At 74.8% G+C, this 16,925-nt stretch carries 15 protein-coding genes; 6 read left to right on the top strand and 9 right to left on the bottom strand.

Translation table 11 applies throughout. The annotated features are described in order from the left end of the window. Positions 1–41: 41 nt before the first annotated feature. A complete protein-coding gene (mmsB, locus tag ACI6QG_RS00475; RefSeq protein WP_407022596.1) occupies positions 42–899 on the top strand; it encodes a 3-hydroxyisobutyrate dehydrogenase in 858 nt (285 codons plus the stop codon). Here the strand turns inward: mmsB and ACI6QG_RS00470 are convergent. Then, entirely contained in the window at positions 880–1,428 is a 549-nt protein-coding gene (locus ACI6QG_RS00470) for a carboxymuconolactone decarboxylase family protein (RefSeq protein WP_407022595.1), read from the bottom strand. The two genes, mmsB and ACI6QG_RS00470, sit on opposite strands and share 20 nt — an antisense overlap. A 73-nt stretch (positions 1,429–1,501) precedes the next feature. Between ACI6QG_RS00470 and ACI6QG_RS00465 the strand changes: the two genes are divergently transcribed. After that, positions 1,502–3,040, top strand: coding sequence for a sulfatase-like hydrolase/transferase (locus ACI6QG_RS00465; RefSeq protein WP_407022594.1), 1,539 nt, complete (start codon positions 1,502–1,504; stop codon positions 3,038–3,040). Here the strand turns inward: ACI6QG_RS00465 and ACI6QG_RS00460 are convergent. Then, the gene (locus tag ACI6QG_RS00460; protein WP_407022593.1) at positions 3,022–3,531 is read right to left on the bottom strand and encodes a flavin reductase; all 510 of its coding nucleotides are present in this window, start codon (positions 3,529–3,531) and stop codon (positions 3,022–3,024) included. The genes ACI6QG_RS00465 and ACI6QG_RS00460 overlap by 19 nt on opposite strands. A gap of 13 nt (positions 3,532–3,544) precedes the next feature. Then, complete coding sequence (locus ACI6QG_RS00455) at positions 3,545–4,216, bottom strand: DUF3047 domain-containing protein (protein WP_407022592.1); 672 nt, start codon at positions 4,214–4,216, stop codon at positions 3,545–3,547. Between the two features lie 47 nt (positions 4,217–4,263). Here ACI6QG_RS00455 and ACI6QG_RS00450 point away from each other — a divergent pair, with 47 nt between their 5' ends. Further along, the gene (locus ACI6QG_RS00450) at positions 4,264–4,962 is read left to right on the top strand and encodes a dienelactone hydrolase family protein (protein ID WP_407022591.1); all 699 of its coding nucleotides are present in this window, start codon (positions 4,264–4,266) and stop codon (positions 4,960–4,962) included. On the opposite strand, the gene ACI6QG_RS00445 is transcribed toward ACI6QG_RS00450, so the two are convergent. From ACI6QG_RS00445 to ACI6QG_RS00435, 3 genes are read right to left on the bottom strand one after another with little or no spacing between them, the layout of a single operon-like run. Continuing rightward, a complete protein-coding gene (locus ACI6QG_RS00445; RefSeq protein ID WP_407022590.1) occupies positions 4,943–6,085 on the bottom strand; it encodes a PP2C family protein-serine/threonine phosphatase in 1,143 nt (380 codons plus the stop codon). The genes ACI6QG_RS00450 and ACI6QG_RS00445 overlap by 20 nt on opposite strands. Then, complete coding sequence (locus tag ACI6QG_RS00440; RefSeq protein ID WP_407022589.1) at positions 6,082–7,701, bottom strand: methyl-accepting chemotaxis protein; 1,620 nt, start codon at positions 7,699–7,701, stop codon at positions 6,082–6,084. Before ACI6QG_RS00440 ends, ACI6QG_RS00445 begins: the two co-directional genes overlap by 4 nt. A 5-nt stretch (positions 7,702–7,706) precedes the next feature. Beyond that, complete coding sequence (locus ACI6QG_RS00435; RefSeq protein ID WP_407022588.1) at positions 7,707–8,879, bottom strand: M20 aminoacylase family protein; 1,173 nt, start codon at positions 8,877–8,879, stop codon at positions 7,707–7,709. A gap of 54 nt (positions 8,880–8,933) precedes the next feature. Here ACI6QG_RS00435 and glpK point away from each other — a divergent pair, with 54 nt between their 5' ends. After that, positions 8,934–10,436, top strand: coding sequence for a glycerol kinase GlpK (gene glpK, locus ACI6QG_RS00430; RefSeq protein WP_407022587.1), 1,503 nt, complete (start codon positions 8,934–8,936; stop codon positions 10,434–10,436). Here glpK and ACI6QG_RS00425 read toward each other — a convergent pair. Further along, a complete protein-coding gene (locus ACI6QG_RS00425) occupies positions 10,387–11,703 on the bottom strand; it encodes an alkaline phosphatase PhoX (protein WP_407022586.1) in 1,317 nt (438 codons plus the stop codon). The two genes, glpK and ACI6QG_RS00425, sit on opposite strands and share 50 nt — an antisense overlap. Further along, positions 11,700–13,988 (bottom strand): molybdopterin-dependent oxidoreductase, encoded by a 2,289-nt coding sequence (locus ACI6QG_RS00420; protein ID WP_407022585.1) that lies wholly within the window; start codon positions 13,986–13,988, stop codon positions 11,700–11,702. The genes ACI6QG_RS00425 and ACI6QG_RS00420 overlap by 4 nt, the downstream gene beginning before the upstream one ends. 65 nt (positions 13,989–14,053) lie before the next feature. Between ACI6QG_RS00420 and ACI6QG_RS00415 the strand changes: the two genes are divergently transcribed. Both ACI6QG_RS00415 and ACI6QG_RS00410 read left to right on the top strand, forming a co-directional pair. Beyond that, positions 14,054–15,448, top strand: a complete 1,395-nt coding sequence (locus ACI6QG_RS00415; protein ID WP_407022584.1) for an aspartate aminotransferase family protein — start codon at positions 14,054–14,056, stop codon at positions 15,446–15,448. Beyond that, positions 15,445–16,611: an O-antigen ligase family protein gene (locus tag ACI6QG_RS00410; protein WP_407022583.1), complete on the top strand. Its 1,167-nt coding sequence runs from the start codon at positions 15,445–15,447 to the stop codon at positions 16,609–16,611. Before ACI6QG_RS00415 ends, ACI6QG_RS00410 begins: the two co-directional genes overlap by 4 nt. On the opposite strand, the gene sugE is transcribed toward ACI6QG_RS00410, so the two are convergent. After that, on the bottom strand, positions 16,600–16,923 hold the full coding sequence (gene sugE, locus ACI6QG_RS00405) for a quaternary ammonium compound efflux SMR transporter SugE (RefSeq protein WP_407022582.1): 324 nt from the start codon (positions 16,921–16,923) through the stop codon (positions 16,600–16,602). The genes ACI6QG_RS00410 and sugE overlap by 12 nt on opposite strands. Positions 16,924–16,925 lie beyond the last annotated feature (2 nt).

Below are 16,925 nucleotides of genomic sequence, written 5' to 3'. Positions count from 1 at the left end.
CGGGCCAGGCGCGCCACGCTGGGCCGAGGAGGACACGGCACATGGCGCGCATCGGATTCATCGGGCTGGGCAACATGGGCGGGCCGATGGCGCGCAACCTGGCCAAGGCCGGGCATGACGTCACCGGCTTCGACCTCTCTGCCGCCGCCATCGCCGCCGCCGGCGTGCCCGCCGCCGCCAGCGCCGCCGAGGCCGCGGCGGGCCGCGACGTGGTCATCACCATGCTGCCGGCCGGCCAGCACGTGCGCGACGCCTGGGCGGCGATGGACGCGGCGGCCGGCGAGGCGCTGCGGCTGGACTGCTCGACGGTGGACGTGGAGACAGCGCGCGCCGTGGCCGCAGGGCGGCGCATGCTGGACGCGCCGGTCAGCGGCGGCACCATGGGGGCGGAGAACGCCACCCTGACCTTCATGGTCGGCGGCGCCGAGGCCGATTTCGCCGAGGCCAGGCCGGTGCTGGAGGCGATGGGCCGCACCATCGTGCATTGCGGCGGGCCTGGCGCCGGGCAGGCCGCCAAGCTGTGCAACAACATGCTGCTGGCCATCAGCATGATCGGCACCTGCGAGGCCTTCGCCCTGGCGGAGAAGCTGGGCCTGAGCCACGAGGCGCTGTTCGAGGTGGCGAGCAGGTCCTCCGGCCAATGCTGGTCGCTGTCCACCTATTGCCCGGTGCCGGGGCCGGTGCCGGGCTCGCCGGCCAACCGCGGCTACGCGCCGGGCTTCGCCACCTCGCTGATGCTGAAGGACCTCGGCCTGTCGCAGCAGGCGGCGCAGGCCAGCGGCGCCGCCACGCCGCTGGGCGCCGCCGCGCTGGGGCTCTACGAGCGCTTCGCGCGGGCGGGCGGGGCCTCGCGCGACTTCTCCGGGGTCATCGCGATGATCAGGGAAATGGATCGCTGACGCCTTCGGGCAGCGGCACGCGCGCCACGTTCAGTGTGAAGCCCACCGCGACGTAGTAGCCGCAGGCGGCGACGAGCTCGGCGCAGCCGCGCTCGCCGAACAGGGCCTTGCAGCGGTCGAAGGCGGCGTCGGGCACGTCGCCCTCATCCACCAGGGCGCGGGCGAAGTCGTGCACCGCCGCCTCGTCCTCCGCCATGCCCTCGGGGCGCTGGCGCAGGCGGATCGCCTCGATGATCTCCGCGCGCAGCCCGCCCTCCGCCGCCAGGCGGGCATGGGCGAACCATTCGTAGCGCGCCCGCCAGCGCGCGGCGGTGACGATGATGGCCAGTTCGCTCAGCCGCGGGGGGAAGCTGGTTTCCCAGCGGATGTAGCGGCCCGCCTGCTCCATGCGCGCCGCCAGCTCGGGCGCGTGCAGCCAGGCGTTGTAGGGGCCCTTCACCCCGCCGCGCGCGCCGGCGGCGATGGCGGCGGCCACCTCCTTCTGGCGCGGCGTCATCGTGGCTTCGGTCAGCGTCGTGAAGCGGTCCATGGCGTTCCCCCGTCGTGGTTTGGCGGTATGGTGCGCCAAAGCGGGGGAAGCGCCAGTGGGCACCATCAGGAACGTGCTGTTCATCATGTGCGACCAGCTGCGCTGGGACCACTTGGCGCATGCCGGCCACCCGCACATCCGCACGCCCAACCTGGATGCGCTGGCGGAGCGCGGGGTGCGCTTCGCGCAGCACTACGTGCAGTCGGGCATCTGCGGGCCGTCGCGCATGTCGGCCTATACCGGGCGCTACGTCGCCTCGCACGGCGCCACCCACAACCGCGTGCCGCTCTCCGTGGGCGAGGTGACGCTGGGCTGGCACCTGCGCGAATCCGGCCGCACCCTGGCCCTGGCCGGCAAGACCCACGTGCTGCCCGACGTGCAGGGGATGCGCCGCCTGCTGCTGGACGGCCAGGATGAGCTGGCGGTGCTTCTGCGCGAGGGCTGGTTCACCCTGCTGGACCGCCATGACGGCCACCATGCCGAGACGCAATCCGCCTACGCGCATTGGCTGCGCGCCCAGGGCTATGACAGCGCCGACCCCTGGACCGACTTCGTCATCGCCGTCACCGCGCCCGACGGCACGCAGCATTCCGGCTGGAAGATGCGCAACGTGCGCTGGCCCGCCCGCGTGAGGGAGGAGCACAGCGAAACCGCCTACACCACCGACCACGCGCTGCGCTTCATCGCGGCGCAGGGCGACGACCCCTGGGTGCTGCACCTCTCCTACGTCAAGCCGCACTGGCCCTACGTGGCCCCCGCCCCCTACCACGCCATGTACGGCGCGCAGGACTGCCTGCCGGTCCGCCGCCACGACGCCGAGCGCGGCCCCGGCGTGCACCCGGCCATGCGCGAGTTCCAGGCCGAGGAGGTGGCGGAATCCTTCCAGCGCGACGACTGCATCGCCACCGTCCGCCCGGCCTACCAGGGACTCGTCACGCAACTCGACGACCACCTGGGCCGCGTCTGGGCGCTGCTGGACCGGCTGGGGCGGTGGGAGGACACGCTGGTCCTCTTCACCTCCGACCATGGCGACTACCTGGGCGACCACTGGCTGGGCGAGAAGGAGCTGTTCCACGACTGCATCCAGCGCGTGCCGATGCTGGCCGCCATCCCCGGCGGGGCGCGCGGCGTCACGGTGGACCGCTTCACCGAGGCCGTGGACCTGGTCCCCACCATCCTGGACGCGCTGGGGCTGGATGGCGCCGAGCACGTGGTGGAGGGCCGCTCGCTGATGCCCTTCCTGCGCGGCGAGGCCCCCGCGGCATGGCGTGGCCACGCCATCAGCGAGCTGGACTGGACCTTCCGCGGCGCCCGCCGCCGGCTGGGCCTGCCCACCGGCCAGCACCGCGCCTTCATGATCCGCGACGCGCGGTGGAAATATGTCCACTGGACCTCCGGCCTGCCGCCCATGCTGTGGGACCTGCAGGCCGACCCGGAGGAGTTCCACGACCGCGGCACCGACCCCGCGCTGGAAGGGGTGCGCGCGGCGATGCGCGAGGCGCTGTGGCACTGGGCCTCCACCCTCAAATGCCGCACCACGCTGACCTGGGCGGAGGCGGAATTCCGCACCGACCGCCACAAGGCGGCGGGAGTCTATTTCGGCGAGTGGTGAGCCGCGCCGACCGAGTGGTAGGAGCGCCCGAAATACATCAGCGCCCCGGCGCCGTCGGTGCCGTGGCGCACCGCCTCGATCTCGGCGAACAGCACGGAATGGGTGCCCTTCACCAGCACCTCGCGCACGCGGCAGTCGAAGCTCTCCACCGCGCCGTCCAGCACCGGCGAGCCGGTGACCAGGCGCGACCAGGCGCCGACGTTGAATCGCTCCTCGCCCTCCAGCCCGGTCAGCCCGGCGAAGGCGTTGCTGATCTCCTCCTGCCCCGCCGCCAGGGTGTTCACGCACAGCACCATGTTGCGCAGGAACACCGCGTTGGAGGAGGCGGCGCGGTTGAGGCAGACCAGCAGCGTCGGCGGACTGTCGGTGACGCTGCACACGGCGGAGGCGGTGAAGCCGGCGCGCCCGCCCTCGCCATCGGTGGTGACGACGTTCACCGCGGCGCCCAGCCGGGCCATGGCGTCGCGGAACTCCTTGCGCTCGATGGGCAAGCGGGCTGTCTCCTCAGCAGGCGCCGAAGCGCAGGCGTTCCACCTGCGCGCTGAAGCGCGCGCGCGTGTCGTCGGTGTCGGTGCCGATCGCCACCTCCTGCAGCGGCGGCGGGTCGGCGCCGAAGCTGTCGCGCCAATGCGCCGCCAGGTCCACCCGCTCCTCGAACCAGCGGCCGGTCGGCGCCGTGGCGGGGCGCAGCACCCGCACGCGCCCCAGCCCGCCCATCCAGGGCGAATAGAAATGCGGCGGCTCCTGCCCCGTGCCGCCCCAGGCGTAGATCAGCACGGAACGCGGCAGGCGGTGGCTGCCCGCAGCCGCCTGCGCCACCGCGTGCTGGGACCGCGCCAGGAAGCCGGCGCGGGGCGGGAAGCCCGCGAAGCCCACCGCCACGCTCACCGCGCGGTCGTCGCCGCCGCGCCGCGTCAGGTCGGTGGGCGGCGGGCCGAGGTCCACGCGCCAGCGCCAGGACAGGCACGCCGCCGCGCCCTCCACCCGGCGCCAGATGAAGGAGCCGGCGCCCTCGCCCTCCAGCGCCACGCCGTCGGGCAGGGCGCGGAAGCGGGCGGGGCGGATGCCGTCGTACTCGCCATGGGTCCAGCCGGCGGCGGCCAGCGCGGCATCCCCCTGCGCCAGCGCCGGCGCGGAAAGCAGGGCGGTCCCGGCGAGCATGGCGCGGCGTCTCATCCTGCGGCAACATGGCCGCCCGATCCGGAATCGCCAAGGGAGGCCCCATGCCAGAGATCACGCTCGACGCCGCGGACGGCGCCGGCCGCTTCGCCTGCCACCTGGTGCTGCCCAAGGCCAACCCCGCCCCGGCGGTGGTGGTGATCCAGGAGATCTTCGGGGTGAACGCCAACATGCGCGCCATCTGCGACTGGGTGGCGGCCATGGGCTTCATCGCCCTGGCGCCCGACCTGTTCTGGCGGCAGCAGCCCGGCACCCAGCTGGACCCCGATGGCGGCCAGGGCCAGTGGGAGAAGGCCTTCGCCCTGATGAACGGCTTCGACCAGGACAAGGGCCTGATGGACATCCAGACCGCCATCACCCACGCCCGCGGCATGGCCGGCAGCACCGGCAAGGTCGGCACCATGGGCTTCTGCCTGGGCGGGCGCATGGCGTTCAAGGCCGCCCAGGGCACCGATTCGGAGGCCAACGTCTCCTACTACGGCGTGGGGCTGGACGGGCTGGTGGGCGCGCCGCTGCGCGGGCCGGTGCTGGCGCACATCGCCGAGAAGGACAAGTTCGTCCCGCCCGAGGCGCAGGCCGCCATCAAGGCCGGGCTGGACGGCAACCCGCTGGCGACGGTGATGGTGCACCCGGGCGTGGACCACGCCTTCGCCCGCATCGGCGGCCATTCCTACGACGCGCGCGCCGCCACCATCGCCGGCGGCCGCTCGGCGGAGTTCCTGGTCAGGCACCTGGGCGGCTGAGGGCCAGCATCGTCACGTCATCCGCCGCCGGCGCGCCGCGCGCGTGGGCGGCGATGGCCATCAGCAGCTTGGCCACCGCTTCCTCGGGCGCGGTGGTGCCGCCCAGCGCGGCCAGCACCGCCTCCTTGCCCAGCAGGTCGCCGCCGGGGTCCTGCGCCTCGGTCACGCCGTCGGTCAGCAGCAGCAGGCCCTCGCCGGGCGGGATGGCGAAGGGGTGGCTGGCGTAGGGATAGCCCTCCACCACCCCCAGCGCCGGCTGGATGGGGCCGCAGGCCAGCTCGGCGGCGCCACCGGCGCGCAGGCGCAGCGGCGCCTCGTGCCCGGCGTTGCACAGCCGGCCGGCGCCGGTGGCGGGGTCCAGCACGCCGAACAGGGCGGTGACGAAGGTCATCTCCTCGTTCTCCGCCGCCAGGTCGTCATTGGCCAGGGCCAGCAGCGCGGCGGGGTCGGGCACGCCCGGCGCCATGCGGGCGGCGGCGCGCACCAGCCCGAAGCAGCGCGCCATGGTCAGCCCGGCCGGCGCCCCCTTGCCGGTCACGTCCGCCACGCCGAACAGCACCTGCCCGCCCGGCAGCGGCAGCAGGTCGTACAGGTCGCCGCCCACCTCGCGCGCCGGCTCCATGTGGGCGTGCAGGGCGAAGCCGGGCCGCGCCAGCGCCGCGAAGCCGCGCGGCACGATGGAAAGCTGGGCGCGCCGCGCCGTCTCCATCTCCGCCTCCAGCGCGGCGCGGCGCTGGTCGGCAAGGTCGCGCAGGGCCTTCTTGTCCACCACGGCCTGCAGGCGGGCGCGCAGCAGCGGCGGGTCGAAGCTCTTGGGCAGGTAGTCCTCCGCCCCCAGCTCGATGCAGCGGATCACGCCCGCCATGTCGGTCTGGGCCGAGATGACGATCACCGGCGGCGCGTCGGCGCGGCCGTGCAGGCGCTCCAGCACGCCGATGCCGTCCAGCTCGGGCATCTCCAGGTCCAGCAGCACCACGTCGAAGCGGCGCGCGGCGATGGCGGCCAGCGCCTGCACGCCGTCGGCGGCCATCTCCGGCTCGCCGTGGCCCAGCTCGGCGAGGCGGCGCTTCAGCAGCAGCCGGTTGAAGGAGCTGTCGTCCACGACGAGGATGGCCGCGCTCATCCGCGGCTGGCCGCCATGCTCTCCACCGCCGCGCGGGATTCCGCCGCCAGCCGCGACAGGTCGATCATGGTCACGGTGATCTCCTCCGCCGCCGTGGCGTTGCCCTGGCCGATGCGCGTCAGCGTGGCCACGCGCTCGTCCAGGCTGGCGACCGTCGCCTGCTGCTCCTCCATGGCGACGGCGATGGAGGCGGCCAGCCGCGCCGTCTCCTCCGTCAGCCGCTCGAACTCGTCCATGCCCGCGCCCACCGCGGCGGCGGCGCCCGCGCCCTCGCGCGTGCGGCGGCCGGCCTGAAGCACCACGTCGGCGATCTCCTGCGCCAGCGCCTCGCTGGAGGCGGCGAGCTGGCGCACCTCCTCCGCCACCACCGCCAGGCCGCGGCCGTGCTCGCCGGCGCGCGCCGCCTCGATGGCGGCGTTGATGGCCAGGATGTTGGTCTGGGTGGCGATCTTGGCGATGGTGGCGGCGATGCGCGTCACCCGCTCGGTGTCCTCGCCCACCGCGTCCACCGTCTCGATCAGCAGCCGCACCTTCTCCAGGCTGCCCTGCAGGATGGCGCGGGACTGCGCGGCGGTGTCGCGCGCCTGCTGGGTGGAGCGGCCGACATCGGCCACCGCCTGGGTGGTGTGGCCCAGCGCGTCGGACACCGCGCGCAGCTCGCTCAGCTGGGTCAGGCTGCCCTCGCTCACCTGGCCGATGGCCTGGCTGGCCTGGGTGGTGACGATGGCGGTGCGCCGCGCGCCGTCCAGCGCCTGCTCCATCAGGGCGCGCGTCTCGGCCAGGTTGGTGCGGAACACCGCCACGGCGCGCGCCATCTCCCCCACCTGGTCGGCGCGCTCGGTGCCCGGCACCTGGCCCTCGGCGTCGCCGGCGGCGAGGCGGCGCATGGCGGCGGCGACGTGGCCCAGCGGCTTCACCGTCAGCACCACCAGCACCAGCCAGACCAGCCCGAGGCAGAGCAGCCCCACCAGCGCACCCACCAGGGTGGCGCGCTCGCCCTCGGCGCGCAGGCGGTGTGCCTGGGCCAGGCTCTCGTCGGCATCGGCCTTGGACAGGCGCCGCGCCTCGCTGGCCAGGTTGTTGAAGGCGGTGACCATGTCCAGCCACTCCTCCTGCAGCCCGGCCCATTCGGCGCGCGCCCGGCGGGTGAAGCTGTCGGCCACGCGCTCGCCCACCTCCGGCAGGCGGGCGGCCATGTCGCGCGCGGCCTCGCGCACCACCGGGTTCAGCCGCTCGCCCAGCAGGCCCACCAGCTTGGCGTGGCTGTCGGTGATGCCCTGGGCGTTGCGGCGCATGCGCGGCCCGGTGACGGTGGGCGGCAGGGCGCTCGCCAGCACGGCGGCGAAGGCCTGGGAGAAGTCGGCGACGTCGGAGGTGAAGTCGTCCACCGCCTCGATGGTGGCGCGGTCGCGCACGCCCATGCGCTCGATGATGTCGCCCTGGCGATGCAGCATCAGCAGCGCGTTGCCGGCCAGGAAGCCCAGCACCGCCAGCATCAGCAGCAGCACCACCGCCGCGCGGGTGCCGATGCGGCCCCAGAAGCCGGTGCGGGCCGGCGCCGCCTCGACCGCGCCGGCGCGCGCCCCGCCGGCCCAGCGCGGCGCCTCGCCGTCCATTGCCGTCAGCCCCGCGGCAGTTCCTGCTCCGCCAGGGCGGCGAAGAAGGCCGCCCCCACCGGCAGCAGGTCGTCGTTGAAGTCGTAGCGCGGGTTGTGCAGCGACACCGCGCCCTTCTCCCCCTGGCGCTGGCCCAGCTTCACGAAGCAGCCCGGGCGCTCCAGCAGCATGAAGGAGAAGTCCTCGCCCCCCATGTTCGGCGGGCGCTTGCGGATGACGCCGCCCTCGCCCAGCACCCGCGCCGCGGCCAGGGCGGCGCGCTCCGTCTCCGCCGCGTGGTTCACGGTGGGGGGATAGCCGCGGGTGTAGTCCACCACCGCCTCGGCGTCGTTCATCGCCGCCACGTGTTGCGCGGTGGCGGTGATCAGGCGCTGCATCTCGTCCTGCGTCTCCGGCCGCAGGGTGCGCACGGTGCCCTGGATCTCCGCGGTTTCGGGGATGACGTTGGATGCGCTGCCGGCGTGGAACTGGCACAGCGAGATGACGGCGGAATCCAGCGGGTCCACCCGGCGGGCCACCAGCGCCTGCATCGCCACCACCATCTGCGCGCCGACCAGGATGGGGTCCACCGCCGCGTGCGGACGCGCCGCGTGCCCGCCCTTGCCGGTGATGGCGATGGCCACGCGGTCGGAGGCCGCGAGCACCGGCCCGGCCACCACGGAGGCCTGGCCCAGTTCCAGGCTGGGGTCGTTGTGCACGCCGAACACCGAATCGCAGGGGAAGCGGGCGAACAGCCCGTCCTCGATCATGGCGCGCGCGCCGGCGCCGCCTTCCTCGGCGGGCTGGAAGATGAAGTGGACGGTGCCGTCGAAGTTGCGCGTCTCGGCCAGGTGGCGGGCGGCGCCCAGCAGCATGGCGGTGTGGCCGTCATGGCCGCAGGCGTGCATCCGGCCGGGCACGGCGGAGGCGTAGGGCAGCCCGGTCTCCTCGCTCATCGGCAGGGCGTCCATGTCGGCGCGGAAGCCGATGGTGCGCCCCGAGGTGCCGTTGCGCAGCACCCCCACCAGCCCCGTCACGCCCAGGCCGCGGTGCACCTCGATGCCCCATTCGGCCAGCCGGGCGGCCACGTAGTCAGAGGTCGCGCGCTCCTCGTAGCAGAGCTCGGGCGTGCGATGGAGGGTCTGGCGCCACTGGGCCATCTCGGGCTGCAGGGCGGCGAGGCGGTTGGGGACGGGCATTCCGGGGATCCTGATTCACCGCCATCATCCGCCGCCCATGGGAGGGACGCAACCTTGACCGACACGCTGCTGGCCCTGGACCAGGGCACCACCTCCACCCGCGCCATCGCCTTCGACGCCGCGCTGCGCCCGCTGCGCACCGCGCAGGTGGAACTGCCCCAGCACTTCCCCCACCCCGGCTGGGTGGAGCACGACGCGGAGGAGATCCTGCGCCACGCCGTGCAGGTGCTGCGCGAGGTGGCGCCCGACCCGGCCGGCGTGGCCGGCATCGGCATCACCAACCAGCGCGAGACGACCGTGCTGTGGGAGCGCGCGACCGGCAAGCCGATCGGCCGCGCCATCGTCTGGCAGGACCGCCGCACCGCCCCGCTGTGCGACGCCCTGCGCGGCGAGGAAGCGGCGGTGGCCGCGCGCACCGGGCTGCGGCTGGACCCCTATTTCTCGGCCACCAAGATGCGCTGGCTGCTGGATGCCCACCCGGGCGCGCGGGACGCCGCGGCGCGCGGCGCGCTGTGCCTGGGCACGGTGGACAGCTTCCTGCTGTTCCGGCTGACGGAAGGGCGGGTGCACGCCACCGACGCCACCAACGCCTCCCGCACGCTGCTGATGGACCTGCGGAGCGGCGCCTGGGACCAGGCTTTGTGCGAGCTGTTCGGCGTGCCCCCCGTCGCCCTGCCGGAGATCCGCGACAGCGCCGGCCGCTTCGGCGACACCGCGGTGCTGGGCGCGCCGGTGCCCGTGCTGGGCATGGCGGGGGACCAGCAGGCCGCGACCATCGGCCAGGCCTGCTTCGCGCCGGGCATGGTGAAGTCCACCTACGGCACCGGCTGCTTCGCCCTGCTGGTGACGGGCGGGGAGCCCGTCGCCTCCTCGCACCGGCTGCTGACCACCGTGGCCTGGCAGCTCGGCGGGCGGCGGGCCTACGCGCTGGAAGGCGCCATCTTCAACGCCGGGGCCACGGTGCAGTGGCTGCGCGACGGGCTGGGCCTGATCGCCCACGCGCGGGAGGCCGGGGAATGGGCGGCCAAGGCCGACCCGGCGCAGCGCGTCCATCTGGTGCCGGCCTTCACCGGGCTGGGCGCCCCGCACTGGGACGCCGGGGCGCGCGGCGCCCTGCTGGGCCTGACCCGCGGCACCGGCCGCGCCGAGATCTGCCGCGCCGCGCTGGAATCCGTGGCCTTGCAGACCGCCGACCTGTTGGCGGCGATGCGGGCCGACTGGCCGGGGGCCGCCGAGCTGGTGCTGCGGGTGGATGGCGGCATGGTGGCCAGCGACTGGACCATGCAGTTCCTGGCCGACATCCTGCAGGCCCCGGTGGACCGCCCGGCGGTGCCCGAGACCACGGCGCTGGGCGCCGCCTGGCTGGCCGGCCACGCCGCCGGGCTGCTGCCGGGGCCGGAGGCGCCCGCCGCCCATTGGCGGCTGGACCGCCGCTTCACCCCGGCGATGGCAATGGCCGAGGCCGCGCAGCGCCACGCCGAATGGCGCGGCGCGGTGGCGCGCGTGCTCAGCGCCCCAGCGACAGCAGCGCCGTCCGCGGCGGCACGCCCGGAGTGAATTCCGGCCAGCGCGTCGCCGGCCGCTCGAAGGAGGCGCCGGGCTCGGCGCCCGGGCGGCGGGCGATGGTCAGCACGGTGCCGTCCGGCAGCACCGCCGCGCCGCCGATGCCCGCGGCGCGCGGCGCGCCGTAGAGGGCCTGGCCGTCCAGGAACAGCGTCTCGGCAGTGGGGCCGACGCGGCCCTGGGCGTCGGTGCCGGCCAGCACGCGGCCGCGCGCGTCGGCCACGGCGCAGGCGGCGTTGGGCAGGCGCGCCAGCAGCGCCAGCACCCCGGCCTCGGCCCCCGCCTCGCCGCGCAGCTCCGCCACGCCCTCGGCGGTGGCCAGCAGCAGGCGGTTGCGCGGCGCGTCCCAGGACAGCGCGGCGATGCCGGCGAAGGGGGTGCCGCCGGCGGCGCGCGCCTCGGCCAGCGGGTCGCCGGCGCCGGGCAGCGCGGCCCAGGCCAGGCGCCCGCCGGCGTTGCGCGCCACGGCCAGGGTGCCGGCATCCAGCGCGTCGGGCTCGCGCGCCGGGCCGGCGGACAGGAAGCGGAACAGGAAGCCGGCCTCGCCCATCTCGGCCATGAAGACGGCGGCGCGGCCGTCGCGCGTGGTGGTGGCGGCGCAGTCGGCCTTGGGGAAGCGGCCGGGGGCGGCGCGCTTCACCGGGATGGATTGCGGGTCCAGCGGGTCCAGCTCCACCAGGAAGCCGTGGGCGGCGGGGTCCAGGCCCAGGCGGCGGGTCCAGGCGCCGGTGTCCCCTTCGGCCAGCAGCAGGCTGCCCCAGGGCGTGGCGCTGCCGCCGCGCGGGGCGATGACGCCGCGCAGCGCGCCGGCCGGGCCGCGGCACAGCGTCTGCGCCGTCAGCCGGCGGGACTGGAAGCCGCCCTCCACCACGATCCAGCGCCCGCCCTGGCGCTCCAGGTTCAGCAGGGAGGCGCCCTGCATCATTCCCGCCACCTCGGCGCGGTCCGCGCCGCCGGGAAAGGCCAGCCGCGCCTCCACGGTGGGGTGGACCACGGCCAGCACGGCGCGCGGCGCGGCATCGGCGGCCGGGGGCGGCGGCACCAGGGCGGCGATGCGGCCGTCCCAGCCGAATTGCGCGCCCGCGCCCTCGGCGTCCACAGCGCGGGGGTCCCAGGGGGGCGCGTCGAAGGTCACGCGGTCGCCCCAGCGGGCCAGGATGTCGCGCCGCCAGCCGGGGGCCACGCTGTCATCCTGCCGCACGGCGGGGGCCTGGGCCAGCAGCAGCGGGCTGGCCAGCAGCAGGGTGCGGCGCCGCATCATGCCGGGACCTCCTCGATGCGGGGCGGGGCGTGGACGCGCACCGGGGGCAGCGGGCCCTCCCAGGCTTCCAGCCGCACCAGGCAGGATTGCGCCGACGGCCCCTGGCCGAGGCGCGAGGTGCCGACATCCGCCGTCAGCACGTTGGGGTTGCCGTGCACGCAGAGGCTGCCGGGCACGCCGGGCTCCAGCGGGTCGAACCACGCCCCCGTCGCCATCTGCGCCACGCCGCGGATCAGCCCGGCGTTGAGGCGCACCCCCGCCAGGCAGGCGCCGCGCCGGTTGAACACCCGCACCACCTGCCCTTCCGCCAGGCCGCGCGCCGCCGCGTCTTCCGGGTGCAGGTGGATGGGCTCGCGGCCCCCGATCTTGTCGGCGGCGGCGATGCGGCCGGGGTCGAGCTGGGAATGCAGCCGGGTGGCGGGCTGGAAGCTCAGCAGGTGCAGCTCGTCCTCCGCCGCGTCCAGCAGGGATTCGCGGGGCGGGATCCAGGCAGGGTGGCCGGGGCAGTCGGGCAGGTCCATCGCCGCGATGGCGTCGGAGAAGATCTCGACCTTGCCGCTGGGCGTGTCCAGCGGGTGCGCCTCGGGGTCGGCGCGGAAGGCGGTGAACTGGGTGTATTCCTCGCCGGCGGCGATGGGCGGCAGCTCGACATGGCCGCGCGCCCAGAACTCGTCGAAGGGCGGCACCTCCAGGCCCTGGCGGGCGCAGGCGGTGGCGAAGCGGCCATACAGGTGGCGCAGCCAGGCGCCCTCGTCGCGCTGCTCGGTGAAGCGGGGGCGGAAGCCGGCGGCGTCCGCCAGGTCGGCCAGGATGTCGTGGTCGTTGCGCGCCTGGCCCTGCGGCGGGATGGCCTGGTGCATGGCGCGCACGAAGCGGTCGCGGCTGGTGGAGGCGATGTCGTTGCGCTCCAGCGTGGTGGTCGCGGGCAGCACGATGTCGGCGTGGCGGGCCGGCGCGGTCCACCAGGGTTCCTGGATCACCACCGTCTCCAGCCCGGCCCAGGCGCGCAGCAGGCGGTTGAGGTCCTGGTGGTGGTGGAAGGGATTGCCGCCGGCCCACCACACCATGCGGATGCGCGGCAGCGCCAGCCTGCGGCCGTCATAGTCCAGCGTGCCGCCCGGATTCTCCAGCAGCTCGGTGATGCGGCCGACCGGGATGACGTCGCGGATGGGGTTGGGCACGCCGGGCATCCCCACCGCCGGCAGCGGCCGCCGCGGGTTGCCGATGCCGCCCGAGGAGCCATAGCCGAAGCCCACCCCCTGCCCTGGCTTGCCGATGGAGCCGATGGCGCAGGCCAGCGCCACCAGCGCCCAATAGGGCTGCTCGCCGAAATCGGCGCGCTGGAGCGACCAGGCGGCGGTGAGCATGGTGGGCGTGCGGGCGCAATCCTCCGCCAGCGCGCGAATGGTGGCGGCGGGCACGCCGGTGATGGCCTCGGCCCATTCGGGCGTGCGGCCCTCCAGCGTGGCGGCGAAGCGGTCCCAGCCATGGACGTGGGTGCGCAGGAAGGCGCGGTCCTCCAGGCCCATCGCCAGGATGTGCCGGATCATCGCCAGCAGCAGCGCCGCGTCGGTGCCGGGGCGGATGGGCACCCATTCGGCGCCCATCGCCGCCATGGTGTCGCCGCGGTGCGGCGAGAGGTTGACGAAGCGCACCCCCGCCCGCGCGGCTTCCAGCATGTTGGGCACGTAGGTCTGCGCCGCGGCGCCGCTGGTGACCTGGCCGTTCTTCTCGGCCAGGCCGCCGAAGCACAGCATCAGCCGGGCGTGGCGCGCGATGGCGGCCCAGTCGGTCATGCGGCCCAGCAGCACCTCCACGTCGCCCAGCACGTGCGGCAGCAGCGCCTGGGCGGTGGCGTAGGAATAGGCGTTGACGCTGGAGGTGAAGCCGCCGCCCAGCGCCAGGTAGCGCTGCAACTGGGTGCGCGCATGGTGGAAGCGCCCGGCCGAGGACCAGCCATAGGAGCCGCCGAAGATGCTGCTGGCGCCGTGCTCGGCGCGGGTGCGCGCCACCTCCTCGGCCAGCAGCCGGGTCACGCGGTCCCAGGAGACGGGGATGAAGGCGTCGCCGCCGCGGGCATGGCCGGCGCGGCGGCCTTCCAGCCAGCCCTTGCGGATGTGCGGGCGGTCGATGCGGGCGGCGCTGTGCACCGTCTCGGGCGTGGCGGCGATCAGCCGCGGGGGCAGCGGGTCCTGCGCGAAGGGGCGGGCCTCGACGAAGCGGCCGTCGCGCACCACGGCGTCGAAGAAGCCCCAGTGGGAGGCGTGCGGGACGGTCGTTTCCATGACGGCGGTTATGCCCTTCCTTGAAACGCGCGGCCAGCTAGGATGCACGGGACAGGAGAGCCGCGATGACCCCGCCCCGCAACAGCACCGCCATGCGCGACGTCGCCTCGGTGCTGCACCCCTACACCGATGCCCACGCCCACCAGAAGAACGGTCCGCTGGTGATCACCCGCGGCGAGGGCGTGCGCGTCTTCGACGACCAGGGCAACAGCTACATCGAGACGGTGGCCGGGCTGTGGTGCGCCGCGCTCGGCTTCTCCAACGAGCGGCTGGTGGAGGCGGCGACGCGGCAGATGCGCCAGCTGCCCTTCTACCACGGCTTCACCGGCCGCACGCACGAGCCGCAGGTGGAACTGGCGGAGATGCTGCTGGAGCGCGCGCCGGTGCCCATGTCCAAAGTCTTCTTCGCCAACAGCGGCTCAGAGGCCAACGACACCGCGCTGAAGATGGTGTGGTACTTCAACAACGCGGTGGGCCGGCCGGAGAAGAAGAAGGTCATCTCCCGCCTCAAGGGCTATCACGGCGTCACCATCGGCTCGGCCTCGCTCACCGGGCTGCCCTACAACCACAAGCTCTTCGACCTGCCGATCGCCGGCATCCACCACGTCTCGACGCCGCACCATTACCACGGCGCGCAGGAGGGCGAGACGGAGGAGGAGTTCGCCACCCGCCTGGCGACGGAGCTGGAGGAGACCATCCTGCGCGAGGGCCCCGACACGGTGGCCGCCTTCTTCGCCGAGCCGATCATGGGCGCCGGCGGCGTCATCGTCCCGCCCGCCACCTATTTCGAGAAGATCCAGGCCGTGCTGCGCCGCCACGACGTGCTGCTGGTGGCCGACGAGGTGATCTGCGGCTTCGGCCGCACCGGCGCCTACTGGGGCTGCCAGAGCTTCGGCATCGCGCCCGACATCCTGACCTGCGCCAAGGCGCTGTCGTCGAGCTTCCTGCCGATTTCCGCCGTGATGGTGAATCAACGCGTGTTCGACGGGCTGGCGGATGGCAGCGCCTCGCTGGGCACCTTCGGCCATGGCTACACCTATTCCGGCCATCCGGTGCCCGCCGCGGTGGCGGTGGAAACGCTGCGCATCTACGACGAGCTGGACATCATCGGCCACGTGGGGCGCGTCGCGCCGGTGCTGCAGGACGGGCTGCGCCGGCGCTTCGCCGACCACCCGCTGGTGGGCGAGGTGCGCGGCCGCGGCCTGATCGCCGCCGTGGAGATGGTCGAGGACAAGGCGGCGCGCCGCAACTTCGACCCCGCGCGCAAGGTGGCGCCGCGGCTGGTGGCGCTGGCGCAGGACAATGGCCTCATCATGCGCGCCCTGCCCGGCGACGGCATCGCCTTCTCGCCGCCGCTGATCATCACGGAAGCCGAGATCACCGACATGCTGAACCGCTTCGGCCGCGCGCTGGACCAGCTGCATGTCGAGCTGCGGCGCGAAAGCATCGCCGCGGTGTGACCCGCGCCGCGCTTCCCCTGGGCATCGCGCTGGCGCTGCTGCCGGCGGCGCTGGTGCTGCAATCGCGCCTGCTGGCGCCGGTGGCGCTGCTGGCGCTGCTGGCGGCGGTGGCGCTGGGTTGGCGCGCCGGTTGGCGGCCGGGCGCGCTGCCACGTTTGGCTTGGCCGGCGCTGGCGCTGCTGGGCTGGGCCGCGCTCTCCGCCCTGTGGTCGCCCGAGCCGGGGCGCGCGCTGGACGTGGCGGCGCGGCTGGCGGGCATGGTGGTGCTGACGGCGCTGGCCGCCCAGGCCATCGGGCCGGCGCCGCGCCTGGCGCGCTGGCTGTGCGGCGGGCTGCTGGCCGGGCTGGCCCTGGCGGTGCTGGACCAGATGACCGGCCACGCGGTGCGCGCCGCCGTGCGCGGCGTGCCGCCGGGCAGCGAGGTGCTGGGCTTCGGGCTGAAGAACGCCATGGCCGGCATGGCGCTGCTGGCGCCCCTGGCCTTCGCCGCGCCCGGCCTGCCCCTGCCCGCCCGCGCGGCGCTGGCCGCCGCCACCCTGGGCGCCGCCCTGCTGCTGCCGGGCGAGGCGGCGAAGATCGCCGCCCTGGCCGGGCTGGCCGCCGCCATCCTGTGCGCGCTGCGGCCGCGCCTGGCCGGGCAGGTCATCGGTCTGGGCGCGGCGCTGCTGGTGCTGGGCGCGCCCTTCCTGGCGCTGGGGCTGCTGGGGCCGGGGCTGGACCTGTCGCACTGGCCGCCCTCGGCCGCGCACCGGCTGCTGATCTGGGATTTCGTCGGCGCCCGCATCTGGGAACATCCCTGGCTGGGCTGGGGCATGGAGGCCTCGCGCGCCATCCCCGGCGGCAGCGGCCAGGCGTCGCCGGCGGTGCTGGCGCGCTTCGGCCTGGGCGGGCCGTTCTTCGCGGCGCAGGCGCAGCTGCTGCCGCTGCACCCGCACAATCTGGGCCTGCAGCTGTGGCTGGAACTGGGCATGGTGGGCGCCGCGCTGGGTGGCTGGCTGCTGTGGGAACTGGGCAAGGCGGCGCGCAGCCCGGCCGCCTGCGGGGCGCTGGCGGCCGGGCTGGCGGTGGCCATGCTGTCCTACGGGGCGTGGCAGTACTGGTGGGTGGCCGGGCTGCTGCTGGCGGCGGTGGTGGCCGCCGCCACGCGGCCCTCAGCCGTCTGAGGACGCCAGCTTCATCAGCACCAGCCCGCCCAGGATCATCGCCGCCGCCAGCAGCCGCAGCGGATTGGCGGATTCGCCCAGGAACAGGATGCCGACGACGAAGGCGCCCAGCGCGCCGATGCCGGTCCAGACCGCGTAGGCGGTGCCCAGCGGCAGCACCCGCATGGACCACGCCAGCAGCGCGAAGCTGATGGCCATGGCCCCCAGCGTCACCAGGCTGGGCCACAGCCGGGTGAAGCCGGCGGACTGCTTCATCGCGAAGGCCCAGACCACCTCGAACAGGCCGGCCACGGCCAGCACCGCCCAGGCCATCG

Origin of the sequence: Sabulicella flocculans (assembly GCF_045449635.1) — a bacterium.
Lineage (GTDB): Bacteria > Pseudomonadota > Alphaproteobacteria > Acetobacterales > Acetobacteraceae > Roseococcus.
This window is presented reverse-complemented; position numbering and strand designations above follow the sequence as displayed.

Bases quoted from the DNA above. Each gene is read 5' to 3' on its own strand.
- mmsB (WP_407022596.1), top strand. From the start codon at position 42: ATGGCGCGCATCGGATTCATCGGGCTGGGCAACATGGGCGGGCCGATG.
- ACI6QG_RS00470 (WP_407022595.1), bottom strand. From the start codon at position 1,428: ATGGACCGCTTCACGACGCTGACCGAAGCCACGATGACGCCGCGCCAG.
- ACI6QG_RS00455 (WP_407022592.1), bottom strand. From the start codon at position 4,216: ATGAGACGCCGCGCCATGCTCGCCGGGACCGCCCTGCTTTCCGCGCCG.
- ACI6QG_RS00450 (WP_407022591.1), top strand. From the start codon at position 4,264: ATGCCAGAGATCACGCTCGACGCCGCGGACGGCGCCGGCCGCTTCGCC.
- ACI6QG_RS00445 (WP_407022590.1), bottom strand. From the start codon at position 6,085: ATGAGCGCGGCCATCCTCGTCGTGGACGACAGCTCCTTCAACCGGCTG.
- ACI6QG_RS00440 (WP_407022589.1), bottom strand. From the start codon at position 7,701: ATGGACGGCGAGGCGCCGCGCTGGGCCGGCGGGGCGCGCGCCGGCGCG.
- ACI6QG_RS00435 (WP_407022588.1), bottom strand. From the start codon at position 8,879: ATGCCCGTCCCCAACCGCCTCGCCGCCCTGCAGCCCGAGATGGCCCAG.
- ACI6QG_RS00425 (WP_407022586.1), bottom strand. From the start codon at position 11,703: ATGATGCGGCGCCGCACCCTGCTGCTGGCCAGCCCGCTGCTGCTGGCC.
- ACI6QG_RS00420 (WP_407022585.1), bottom strand. From the start codon at position 13,988: ATGGAAACGACCGTCCCGCACGCCTCCCACTGGGGCTTCTTCGACGCC.
- ACI6QG_RS00415 (WP_407022584.1), top strand. From the start codon at position 14,054: ATGACCCCGCCCCGCAACAGCACCGCCATGCGCGACGTCGCCTCGGTG.
- sugE (WP_407022582.1), bottom strand. From the start codon at position 16,923: ATGGCCTGGGCGGTGCTGGCCGTGGCCGGCCTGTTCGAGGTGGTCTGG.